The organism is Streptomyces netropsis, from assembly GCF_014203545.1.
In the GTDB taxonomy this organism is placed as follows: domain Bacteria; phylum Actinomycetota; class Actinomycetes; order Streptomycetales; family Streptomycetaceae; genus Streptomyces; species Streptomyces netropsis.
Genome location: NZ_JACHJG010000009.1, coordinates 220,467 through 232,507, shown reverse-complemented (window position 1 = coordinate 232,507; position 12,041 = coordinate 220,467). Strand labels below are relative to the sequence as shown.

The following is a 12,041-nucleotide window of genomic DNA, read 5'->3' as shown; positions in this document are numbered from 1 at the left end:
CCTCCTTGGCTCCGCGGCCTCGATGCCCGCACGCTGAGGCCAGGCGACGTGGCCACAAAGCTACGGGCTCACCTTGCCGGTGACGTCCCGTATGCGTGAGACGTCCCTCAAGGAGTGACACGCACTCCGCCGCGAACGTGGTCCACCGTCACCGACGCCCGGACCGGCGGTCGCACCCCATCGGGCCCGGTGCGCGGGTGAAGCCCGGCGCCGGGGCCCGAGACCCCCAAGGAGACTCGCATGCCCGTACGGCATTCGTTGTTCGAGCACGCCCGGGTAGGGCCGAGCCCACGTCCCGCTCACCGGTGGTGAAGGAGATGGTCATGACTTCTGCGATTCCGCGCACGGCGTCGGTACGGGCCCGCGTTCCCCTGACGGCGGTACGGGCGGGGAAGCCGCCGCCCAACGCCGCGCCCGGCCCGGGCGGCGGCCCCGAGCTGGTCAGCTTCCGGCGGTTGCGCGACGGGCGGGATCACACCGCCTACGTGGTGCCGCCCCTGGGCGACGAGCCGCTGGTCCGGATACACAGCGAATGCTTCACGGGAGACGTCCTCGGATCCACCCGGTGCGACTGCGGGTCACAACTCGACGAAGCGCTCCGCCGACTCCTGGACGAGGGCGGCGTCCTGCTCTACCTGCGTCAGGAGGGACGAGGCATCGGGCTCTACAACAAGCTGGACGCCTATCTCCTCCAGGACCGGGACTTCGACACCTACGAAGCCAACCGCATGCTCGGCAGAGGCGCCGACGAGCGTGACTACGAAGTCGCGGCGCAGATGCTGCTCGCCCTGGGGCTGCCACACGTCCGGCTGCTCACCAACAACCCGGACAAGGTCGGCCAGCTCGTCACCCACGGCATCACCGTGACCGCCGTGGAGCCCACGGCGGTTCACCTCACACCCGACAGCGCGCGTTACCTGCGGGCCAAGCGAGAGATCGGTGGCCACATGTTCACCTCCACCACCTCGCCCTTCTCCCTCCCCGCGGAAGCGCCGCTGATGAGCCCGGCCGAGTGACGACCCGTCGCCGGCCGTACCACCGAGCCCGGTAGGAGGTGACCCCCATGTTCGTCAAGCCCGTTCGCCGCAACGTCAAGGCCGGCATCGTCACGCCGGTGTGATCCACCTGGCTGTGAGGGCACCGGCCAGGTGCCCTCACAGCCACCCGGGGCAGGCACCCCGCCGCCCCGCACTGCGCCCTTGGACCACGAACCGAAAGGCGGGCCGACCACCATGCGCAGTATCGATCTCGGCACCCCGGGTGCCGGCCACGCGGCGCCCGTCACCCACGTGGCGTGGCACCGGGAGAACCCCCGGCTCGCCACGGCCTCCTACGACGGGACCGTGGGCGTGTGGGACGTCACCGGCGGCACCGTGCGGCGGATCCGCGCGCTGCGTCACCGACGCCTGGTCAACTGCGCGGCGTGGAATCCACTGCGCCGGGACGTCCTCGCCACCGCCTCCGCCGACAAGACCGTCGCGGTGTGGGACCTGGCCGACGACGGACCGTCCCCGGCCCGGCTGCTCGCCCGGCACACCGATGACGTCAACTCGGTGGCGTGGCTGCCCGACGGGGCGCGTCTGGCCTGTGTGTCGGAGGACGGCAGGGCGACCCTGTGGGACGCCGAGGAGGGACGCTTCCTGGCGACCTTGACGGCACACACCGCCCACTGCATGGCGGTGGACGTGAGCCACCGGGGAACGATCGCCACCGTCGGCGAGGACGGACTGGTCTCGCTGATCACCCCGGACTCGGGCGCGCGGGACGCGCGCAGGCAGTACGAGACGTCCGTCGAGGGCTGCGCGTGGTCCCCCTCGGGGAGCGCGCTCGCCGTCGCCCGGGACGACGGGTATGTGGATGTCCTCGACGAAGCACTGGACGTGGTGCTCTCGGTGCGGGTCTGCGAGTCCGCCACCCGCAGCGTGGCATGGGCCCAGGACGGCGCGGCGCTCGTCGTCGGCGCCTACGACGGACATGTGCACTTCCTGCGCGCCGCCGACGGCGGACGGCTGGGCCGCTACGAGAACGCACGGGCCTGGCCCCGTTCCGTGGCCGTCGGCCATGCGATGGTGGCGGTGGGGTCGTTCTCCGGAGCACCCCTCCTCCTCGACGCCGGCAGCCGACGCGGGCTGGGTGACACCGAGGCCCCCACACACGGCGTCAACGCCCTCGCCGTGACCGGTGAACGGCTGGCCATGGGCTGCGACTCGGGCCTCGTGGTGGACATGGACATCGCCCCCGCCCTGGCCGGTGGCCTGCCCTCGATGCGCACCGTCAGGTACGGCGAAGGGCCGGTGCTGTCCCTCGCGGCACGGCCGGACGGCCTCTGCGCGGGCACGTACTCCGGGCACGTGGTGTGCCGGTCCGGGGAGCGGGTGACCTCCCTCGCCCTGGGCGGGCCGGTGACCTCCCTGGCACCGCACGGCACATCGGTCGTGGCGGGCACCTACAACGGTGACATCGTCGAACTCGACGGCACCCGCGCGGTTCTCGGGCGGCGACGGCGCGCTCACGACGGGTCGGTGAAGTCCCTGGCGCCGCTGGACCCCTCCGCTTTCCTGTCCGCCGCGACCGATCACACCGTCATGGCCGGGACGGTCACCGAACGCACCCGGCTGTGGCGGCACGGCAACCTCGTCAACGCCGTGGCGAGCCTGGACGGAACGGTCGCCGCGAGCGCTTCGCGGGACCACACCGTACGGGTCGGCACCCTCGAACGTCGCGCCGGCGCCTGGCGGGTCCGGCGCTCGTGGACCCTGCTGGGCGCCGACGAGTCCGTCAAGGCCGTCGGCCTGCTGGGACCGGCGTCCGCCCCCGTCGTGCTCGCGGGCTCCTACGACTTCTCGTTGCGCGTGTGGCGACTCGGCCCGGGTGGTGGGGACCTCACCTCCGGTGACGTGCTGCACGAGTTCGACCAGGCCGTCTCGTGCATCACCCGGATCGACCGGGACACCGCGGCGGTGGCCGGATGGGACGGCCGACTGCTGCTGGTGAGCGTGGCCGGGGGGCGGCCCGAGGTGGTGGCGGGCTTCGACATCGCCTCGTCGGTGGGACGGGAGAAGGCAAGGCGGTGGCAGCCATGAGTACCACGGACGACGCCCACTTCACGGTCGAGGCACCGCTCACCACCCTCCCCACGGCCCTGGCCGACGCCGCACGGCAGGACGGCGTCTGCGCCCGGCGCCTGCTGGAAACGGTGGAAGGACCCCGCTCGTCCCTGGAGCAGCGGCTGATCGCGGCGACGCTGCTGGGCGTGGTGGGCGACCCCCGAACGCCGCCCGTCCCGGCCGTTCTCACGGTCCGCGGCGGGCGGACCACCATCGGGCTGGCGGAGGAACGCGTGGCGGCCGTGGCCCGGGCGTGGGCGCATGTCGGTGTCGAGGAACCGTGGATCGCCAAGGAGGCTCCCGAACACCCCGTGACACTGGGGGACTTCGCCATCGGGGCCTACCCCGTCACGAACCACCAGTACCTGTGTTTCCTCCTCGACCGCGGCTACCCGCGCCGCCCGGCCACCTGGCAGCTCGGGGCCTACCCGTGGCAGTCGGGCAACCACCCCGTGTGCGGGGTGACGCCCGAGGACGCGCAAGCGTATCTGTCCTGGCTCGGGGAGATCTCGGGCAGGGCGTTCCGGCTGCCCACCGAGGCCGAGTGGGAATACGCCGCCAAGGGCCCCCAGGGGTGGGAGTACCCCTGGGGGGAGGAGTTCAGGGCGGAGCTGGCCAACACCCGCGAGTCGGGCCCGCACACCACGACACCCGTCGGGGTCTACCCCCGGGGCCGGTCGCCGTTCGGCGTGTGGGACATGGCCGGCAACGTCGAGGAACTCACCTCCGACGACTACGCCCCCTACCCCGGCGGGGTGGTCGTCGACGATCACCTGAGCCGGACGCTCGGCCGCTACCGAGTGACCCGCGGGGGCAGTTTCGCGCGCTTCGGCGATCTGGCCCGCACCCGGCGCCGCCACGGCGCGTTCCCCAGCCCGCTCTACCCCATCGGCTTCCGGGTGGCCCTGACGACCACCGACGACCGGAAAGGACCGTCGGATGCCCAGTGAACTCCCGCCGGACCTGTGGAGGATGCTGACCGGCACGGTCGGCCTGGTCGCCACGGCGAACGGCGAGCGGGGCGTGAACGTGATGGCCGCCGAGTGGGCCTCCTTCGTGAACAAGGCCCCGCTCTACGTGGCTGTCGCACTCGGCCCCGGTGCGGTGACGCGCGAGCTCATCGAGGCGAGCGGCGGATTCTCCCTCACGCTGTGTTCCGAGGAGCAGGCCTCGCTCGCCGACTTCGTCGGCAGCTTCTCCGTCGAGGAGGTGGACAAGACCACGTCGGCTCTCCTCGACCTGGGCCCGCCCGACGTCACCACCGTCCCGTGGGTGCGGGGCGGCGTACTGGCGCTCGAGTGCCGGCTGCGCCGGACGATCGCTCTGCCGGTGCACCGGCTGTTCATCGCCGAGGCCGTCGCGGCGCACCTGCCGCCCGTTCCCCGCCGGCCGTTGGTCAAGCACGGCGAGATGTTCGGCCTCGGCGCGCCCGCACATCGGTGCCGCGTCGTCGTGGCCGTACGGACACTGCCCGGCCGCCTGCTCACGGTGTGCGCCTCCGGGCCGGCCGCCAGGGGGCCGGATCTGTGGCGGGTCACCCTGATGGCACCGGCCGGTGACGTGCCGCTGGGCGACTTCCCCTCCACCCGCTACGGCGATCTGCACGCGCGGATCCCCCTGAACGGGCCGGAGGTGCCCCACCCGCTCGACGGCGCCCGGATCCGGGTCGACCGCGCGGGCGCCGAGCCGGGATTCGCACGGCTCGTTCCCCCCGTCCCTCACCACGGTCACGGCAGTCACGAACTCCAGGAGCACCCCTCATGGAACTGACCAACAGGCTCACCCGCATCCTCCATGTGCCCGGAGCGGGACTCCTGGCCTCGGACACGGCGGGACGTGTCCATCTCCTCGACGACGAGCTCACGCCCGTCCGCTCGTCCCCGGTGCTGCCCCCCTCCGGCCCTGCCTGCGGCCTGCCGGTCTACACGATGGGGGTGTGCGACGGGTGGGTCGTCACCAAGGACAAGTACGGCACCATCACCAGGCTCTCGCTCGACACCCTTGACGTGTCCGATGTCCTCGACGCCCGCACGACGGCGGCCCGCGACCACCTTGTCGAGGGCGAGGAACCGTCACCCGAGATCAGCAGGGGTATCGCGTTCTGGCGCGGTCGGGTGTACGTCAACAACGGCTATCGCCAACTGGTCGTCATCGACCTCGCCTCCTTCCGGGTGGAACAGGTGCTGCCCTCGTTCACCGGGCCGGTGGCCATCGAGTCGGTCTGCACCGACCGGCCCGGTGTCCATGTCGTGGGAGACCGGCTCGGCAACCTCCACTTCGGCTCGTTGGAGGAGCTGAGCTTCCCCACCGTGGTGCGCGTCGACCACGGCAACATCCACCGTCTGCTCTACGACCGTCTGCACGACCGTTTCTGGGCGACCCAGGACGTCGGTACGGGCGACAGCCGGTACCGCGAGCACGGCCTGGCCATCGTCGATCCCCGAGGACGCGTGCGACGGGAGCTGCCGTTCGCCCGCAACGACGTGGAAGCGTTCGCGTTCTCGCCCGACCAGAGCACGGCCTACGTCGGTGGCTTCGACGCCGTGTTGCACGTTCTCGACAACACCACTCCGACACCGCGATACCGGGCGGCCGTCAAGGGGTTCGGTCACCAGGTGAGCGACTGCGCGGTCGGTGACGACGGCTCCCTGTTCGTTCTGACCCAGGACGGCAACGTCGTCAAGGCCGACCCCTTGGACGGCCGGGCACGGGCGAGGGCGCCCTTCCGCCGCCAGTGCGTGTGGGACCTCCAGGCGGACCCGGCCAGCCCGCATGTGCTGTACGCGGCCACGGACGACGGTGTGGCGGTCCTGGAGCTCGACCGCTCCTCCGCCCACCCCCTGCTGCGGACGGTCGGACGCCATGTCACCGGCCACGGCTTCACCCGTCGGCTCCGCGCGATGTCCCACGGCTGGATCGCTGTCACCTGGGACCGCAAGGTGCTGCGCGCCGACCGGGACCACACGGTCCTGTGGACCGCCGACATGCCGGCGATCACCCACACGATCGCCCTCTCACCGGACGCCGGCCGGGCCCTGATCGCCACCGACAGCGGCGGGATCGAGCTGGACACCACGACCGGCGAGGTCATCGCCACGCTCGACGTCGACGGTCTGCCGGTATGGGCGAGCACCTACCTCCCCACGGGCGAAAGGGTCCTGGCGACCCGTACCGGCCTGGTCCGCGCCTTCGGCCCCGACGCCCCACGGCCGTGCTGGAACCTTCGGCTGAGCCTGGGGGAATACGTCAAGCGCATGTGGGCCGACGAGGAGCACCTCTACCTGACCGGGTCCAACGGCCTGAAGGAGGTTCCGCTCCGCACCCCTTACGTCGGACGCAGGTTCGTCGAACTCCTCGACAATACGGTGGAGAACGGAGCGGTGTGCGGTGACACCGTCTGTGCCGTCTCCTACGGCGGGCAGATCGCGGCTTACGACAGGCGTACCGGCGAGCTGACGGGACTGGTCGAGGACCTCCCCGGCGCTGCCAAGGCGGTCACCGTCATGCAGACCGACGACGGCCGTCCGCTGCTGGTGGTGGGCGGACGCGGCGGTTACCTCGACCTGTATCGCCTCGACGGCGGAACCGCCCAAGGCACCCTCGCCCGGGTTCGCCGGCACTTCCTGCCCCGGCAGGCGTCCAGCCCGCCCACCACGCAGCCGTACCTCACCGGCGCCGACAGCGCCCGGCCGGAGGCTCGTGCCGGTACCGGAGTCCGTACCGACGTGCCGCGTACCCACGTGCCGCGTACCGAAGAGAGCCGGACCGTGAAGGGCCGGCCATGACGGTCGGGCAGCACCGGACGGACCCGGTACCGGCCGGGCGGAAGACCGAGGCTTCGCCCTGGAGCGACAGGCGGTTCATCGTCTTCGCCACGGGGAACACCGTCAACAACCTCGGCGAGGGCGTCTACTCCGTCGTGCTCCCCCTGGTCGTCTACGACCGGACCCATTCGCTGACGCTGATGTCCCTCCTCATGGCGATGTTCCCCGCCAACTGGCTGCTGGCTCCGCTGCGGGGCGTCGTCGCCGACCGTCTGGGGCCCGGCAGGCTGGTGATGCCCGGGCTGACCGTGCAGCTCGCAGCCGCGGTCGCCTTGATCGTGATCGCGATGGCCGAGGGCGCGCCGCTGTGGCTCTTCTTCTCCCTCGCCGCCCTGAACCAGCTCGCCGCGGGCTTCTACCAGACGGGCTGGATGACCGGAGTGGCCACCATGTTCCCGCGGGGTCCCGCGCGAGCGCGCGGAACCCTGGGGAGCCTGTTCCTCGTCAGCCAGACGAGCGGACCGCTCCTCGTCGCCGTCTCGGTGGGCCGCCTCGGCTACCTGGGACTGCTGTGGATCAATGCGGCCACCCTGCTCGCACCCATGATCGTCTGGTGGTGCGGCATCCGGCCCGCCCGGCCCGCGCCCCCGTCCCACGACCCGCGCTTCCTCCGGGACCTCGCCGCGGGCTGGCAGGTCCTGCGCGCCACACCCCCGGTCTTCCAGCTGACCTTGATCAGGGTGCCCCTGCTGTTCTCCGCCGGCATCGGGTCCCTGGCACTCTTCCTGCTCAAGGACGACTGGCACCTCTCGGCCCAGCAGGTCGGCACCGCACTCGCCGTGACCCGCACCGGTTCCGTCCTGGGTACCGTCCTGGTCTCCCAACGCCGCGACCCCCGGCTGCGATGGACCGTCACCCTCACCGTGGCGGGCCTGACCGTGAGCCTGTTCTCCATGAGCCTGCCCCTGCTCCCCGTGTTCGTCGTGGCCTGGTGCCTGTTCAACGCGTGCTCCAGCGGCCTGGGGACCGCGGCCCAGATGACGGTCTTCACCTACCTCCCGACCCACGCGCTCGGCCGTGCGAGCGGCATCGTCGCGGCCATGAACGGCGCCCCCGTGCTCGCCGGCCAGCTGCTCGTGCCCGCCCTCGCCCTGGCCGTCGGCGCCCGGGGCGTGTTCCTCGTACTGGGTGGCGCCGCCCTGCTGTCCGTCGCCGGAACGCTCCACGCGAGGAAGGCACCCCGGCCATGCCCATGAACCGGTCCGTACCCCGCCCACCGTTCCCCCTGCCTCCGGCACCACTGTGGATCGCCGTGGTCCAGGCCCGCAGCAGTCCCGGCGACGTGGCAGCCAACGCCCGTACCGCCGCGGCGCACATCACCCGAGCCGCGGAAGGCGGCGCGAGCCTGGTGGTGCTGCCGGAGCTGTTCCTGCCCTCCTACGACCTTCCGGCCATCGCCGCGGCACCCGACCGCCACGTGGTCCCCACGACACCGCGCGGGACGGTCCCGGACGGCAGACTGGACCCGGTGCGCGAAGCGGCGGCAGGCGCCGGGGTTCTCGTGCTGATCGGGGCCGCGGTGGGCCACCCCGGCCGTTCCCCCAAGATCGCGACGCTGGCGGCCGACCCCACGGGTCACACGTCCGTCGTCTACTGCAAACAGCATCTGTGGGGCGAGGAGGCCGCGTTCTTCACCCCGGGCCACCGCGGCGTCAGCCTGGACCTCGACGGATGGATTCTCGGACTGGGGATCTGCTACGACGCCTCGTTCCCCGAACACGGACGTGCCGCCGCCCTGGACGGCGCCCATGCCTATGTCTGCCCCAGCGCGTTCGCCGCCGGACGGCAGACCCGTGCGGAGATCTACCACCGTGCCCGCGCACTGGAGAACACCATGTTCAGCGTCATGGCCAACCCCGTGGGCAGGCACGGCGCCTACGCCTTCACCGGCGGCAGTTCCGTCTACAGTCCCGTCGGCCAGGTCATCACGAAGGCAACCAGGCCGCGGGAGCGGGTCCTCATCGCCTGCCTCGCCCCACAACGACTGGCCGATGCCAGAGCCCATCTGCGCATGCCCTTGGAGTGCGACGTCCCGGCCGGACCGAAGCCGCACAGGATCACCTACCGCCTCGGCACGTCCCCCGCACGGCCGGGGGCGGGAGCACGGCAACGGCCGGGCGCTTCAGGGCAGGCGGCGCCAGAAGCCGAGACGGTGTTCCCTCGCGTAGTCGACGAAGGAGACGCGATGGGGGGCGAGTGATTGCGTGTGCGGTACGCCCCCCGTGGGCGTGAACCTCGGCCAGGGGGGAAGGCCCGGCCCGTTCGGGGAGCCGGTGCGGGCGAAGTTCGCCCAGTAGTCGGTGATGGTGTCGGACAACCGCAGTTGAGCCGGGCTGAAGCGGGGCTGTGCCGCCTCGTCCTCGAAGACGTACGGGGTGTCGGACGCGTGGTAGGCACCGAAGGCGAAGCGGCCCGGCAGCGGCAGGTACATCGGGGCGTCGCGGTCGGCGAACTCATAGGCGTACGTGGGCACGTGCCGGCCCAGCGCCGTGTGCTGTGCGTGGATGCCGCGTGCCCACATCCGGTCGGTGACGACGGTGGCCCAGGCCAGGGCGGGGGAGGGGAAGTCCTTGAGCGGATACGCGGCGCGCACGGTGCCCGCGTTCCTGCCGAAGGCGGTGGTGAGCGCCTGGTCGTACTGCGCGGCGGTGAAGCGCTTGCCGACCGCGTCGTACTGCGCGCCGACGAACAGCCGGTGCTCGTCACGGGTGGCACCCGACAACACCGGCACCCGGTGGAAGCGCCCCTCCCGCAAGGCCTTTTCCGGCAGCTCCGGCAACACCTCGTTGCCGAAGGCGAACGCCTGGAAGGCGTTCATGATGTACGGGACCGCCAGCACCTTCTTGGCCGGCAAGGCCCGCAGACACCGCAGCACACGGGCCCTGTCCTGTCCCTCGCAGCCCAGCGACGACGCCATCGCGACACCGGTCTCCTGCATCTCGCGCGTGGTACGCCAGTTGTAGAACGGGTAGGCGGGCACTCCCGGGCCCATGGCCCCGGCCGGCATGTCCATCATCCCCTCGCCGCTGGAGAGGACGGCCCGGTGGAACAGCCCCCGGGCCCCGGGGGACGTCAGGTGCCCGGTGATGGCCGCAGCACCGAAGGACGAACCGGCGACGGTCACGTTGCCCGGATCGCCGCCGAAGGCCCGGGCGTTGCGCCGCACCCACCGCAGGGCCGCCTGCTGGTCCTGGAGCGCGAACGTTCCCGAGTCCTTCAGGCCGGGCAGAGCGAAACCGCCGAAGACCCCCAGGCGGTAGTTGACGGTGACGACGAGGGTGCCGCGAGCGGCGAGCCGCCGGGCATCGAAGAAGCGGCCCCCGCCCACCGTGCCGTCGCCGTGGATCCAGACCAGCACCGGAGCCCGCCGCGCGGCGGCGGGAGCGGTCACGTTGAGGACCAGACAGTCCTCCTCCACGCTGGTGACCTTCGCATACGCGGAGGCGACCTGCGGGCACAGCGGCCCGGGTCCGACGGCGTCCCGGACACCCTTCCACGGCCGCACCGGCCGTGGAGCCGCCCAGCGGTGCTCCCCCGTGGGGGGAGCCGCGTAAGGGATGGCCCGGAACAGCCGGTGGTCACCCGAGCGGACGCCCCTCACGCTTCCCGCGTCGGTGCGCACCACGTGCCGGGAGTCACCTGCCGCGGCACCGGGGTGGGGCGAGGCCGCACCGGCCAGCAGCACGGCCGCTCCGGTCAGCGCTACGACGGCCGCTGTTCGATTCACTGTCATCCCCGGACTCCTCCCGTACCGTCCGCGCAGCCTCCCCATACGCGCCGGACATGTCCACTATCGCGTAAATGACGGGGTTGCGTATCGCGAATCGCGCGATGCGCCGGGGGTGTCGGCGGGGGTGTCGGCGGGGGTCGTCAGGAGTGACGGCATGTCAGTTGCAGGTGCACGGGGCCCGAGTGGCTCGCCGTCGGGCCCGTGGTCACCGATCCCGGGGTCCGGGGCCGGGCCCCTGTTACGGCACGCGCGCGGTCCACTCGGCCGAGGCGAACTTCGTCGCCGCCAGCTCCTCGGCCCGCGCCATCTCCTCGGGGGTGACCGTGCCCTCCGCCAGCCCGTACCGGCCCCGGAAGGACGCGACCATCTTCTCGATCACGGCGGAGCGTGGCAGCCCGGTCTGCCGGCGCAGCGGGTCGACGCGCTTCTTGGCGCTCCTGGTGCCCTTGTCGGACAGCTTCTCCTTGCCGATGCGCAGCACGTCGAGCATCTTGTCGGCGTCGATGTCGTACGCCATGGTCACGTGGTGCAGCACCGCGCCGTCCGTGCCCACGAGCCGCTTCTGCGCCGCGCCCGCGATCTTGCCGGCGTCGGTGGCGATGTCGTTGAGCGGCTGGTACCACGCCTTGACGCCCATGTCGTTCAGGGCGCCGAGCACCCAGTCGTCGAGATAGGCGTAGCTGTCGGCGAAGGAGAGGCCCTGGACGAGCGCGTCGGGGACGGACAGCGAGTAGGTGATGGTGTTGCCGGGCTCGATGAACATCGCGCCGCCGCCCGAGATCCGGCGCACCACCGTGATGCCGTGCCGCTCGGCCGCCTCCGCGTCGACCTCGTTGCGCAGCGACTGGAAGCTGCCGATGACCACGGCGGGGGAGCCCCACTCCCACACCCGCAGCGTCGGCGGCCGCCGACCGGCCGCGACCTCGGCCGTCAGCACCTCGTCGAGAGCCATGTGCAGGGCCGGGGGCTGCGGACCGACGTGGATGAGCTCCCAGTCGTAGTCCCGCCAGTCGGTGGCGTGCGCCAGCGCCCGGCGCACCGCGATGCCCACGGCCTCCGAGGAGAAGCCGAACATCACCGTGCCCTCGGGGAGCGCCGCGTCGATGCGCGATGCGAGCTGCGGGGCGGGGGTGTCGGCGGGGGCGCCCTCCAGGGCTCGGTCGATGTCGAGGATCGCCTCGTCGGGCTCCAGGAAGAAGTCCCCGGCCACCCGCACGCCGCGCAGCACGTCCCCCTGCGGGGAGGACTCGACCTCCAGGTCCACGACGACGAGCTTGCCGCCCGGCACCTTGTATTCACCGTGCACGGCGCATCCTCCACCTTGTTGTCCACCGGCCGCCCCGGCCGGTACAGCGGAATCAACGGTAACTCCGACACCGG

General features: G+C 71.9%; 9 protein-coding genes. 7 read left to right on the top strand and 2 right to left on the bottom strand.

The window, feature by feature from the left end:
* Window positions 1-323: 323 nt before the first annotated feature.
* From FHS38_RS22040 to FHS38_RS22010, 7 genes are all read left to right on the top strand, one after another.
* A complete protein-coding gene (locus FHS38_RS22040) occupies window positions 324-1,016 on the top strand; it encodes a GTP cyclohydrolase II (RefSeq protein ID WP_184735983.1) in 693 nt (230 codons plus the stop codon).
* A gap of 216 nt (window positions 1,017-1,232) precedes the next feature.
* Window positions 1,233-3,083, top strand: a complete 1,851-nt coding sequence (locus FHS38_RS22035) for a WD40 repeat domain-containing protein (RefSeq protein ID WP_184735981.1) — start codon at window positions 1,233-1,235, stop codon at window positions 3,081-3,083.
* Complete coding sequence (locus FHS38_RS22030) at window positions 3,080-4,057, top strand: formylglycine-generating enzyme family protein (RefSeq protein WP_184735979.1); 978 nt, start codon at window positions 3,080-3,082, stop codon at window positions 4,055-4,057. Before FHS38_RS22035 ends, FHS38_RS22030 begins: the two co-directional genes overlap by 4 nt.
* The gene (locus FHS38_RS22025) at window positions 4,047-4,877 is read left to right on the top strand and encodes a flavin reductase family protein (protein ID WP_184735970.1); all 831 of its coding nucleotides are present in this window, start codon (window positions 4,047-4,049) and stop codon (window positions 4,875-4,877) included. The genes FHS38_RS22030 and FHS38_RS22025 overlap by 11 nt, the downstream gene beginning before the upstream one ends.
* Entirely contained in the window at window positions 4,868-6,892 is a 2,025-nt protein-coding gene (locus FHS38_RS22020) for a PQQ-binding-like beta-propeller repeat protein (protein ID WP_184735968.1), read from the top strand. The genes FHS38_RS22025 and FHS38_RS22020 overlap by 10 nt, the downstream gene beginning before the upstream one ends.
* Entirely contained in the window at window positions 6,889-8,127 is a 1,239-nt protein-coding gene (locus FHS38_RS22015) for an MFS transporter (protein ID WP_184735966.1), read from the top strand. The genes FHS38_RS22020 and FHS38_RS22015 overlap by 4 nt, the downstream gene beginning before the upstream one ends.
* Window positions 8,118-9,131, top strand: a complete 1,014-nt coding sequence (locus tag FHS38_RS22010; protein ID WP_184735965.1) for a carbon-nitrogen hydrolase family protein — start codon at window positions 8,118-8,120, stop codon at window positions 9,129-9,131. Before FHS38_RS22015 ends, FHS38_RS22010 begins: the two co-directional genes overlap by 10 nt.
* Here the strand turns inward: FHS38_RS22010 and FHS38_RS22005 are convergent.
* Both FHS38_RS22005 and lplAB read right to left on the bottom strand, forming a co-directional pair.
* Window positions 9,054-10,664 (bottom strand): carboxylesterase/lipase family protein, encoded by a 1,611-nt coding sequence (locus FHS38_RS22005; RefSeq protein WP_184735963.1) that lies wholly within the window; start codon window positions 10,662-10,664, stop codon window positions 9,054-9,056. The genes FHS38_RS22010 and FHS38_RS22005 overlap by 78 nt on opposite strands.
* Window positions 10,665-10,899: 235 nt before the next feature.
* Entirely contained in the window at window positions 10,900-11,967 is a 1,068-nt protein-coding gene (lplAB, locus tag FHS38_RS22000) for a lipoate-protein ligase LplAB (protein WP_184735961.1), read from the bottom strand.
* Between the last annotated feature and the right edge of the window lie 74 nt (window positions 11,968-12,041).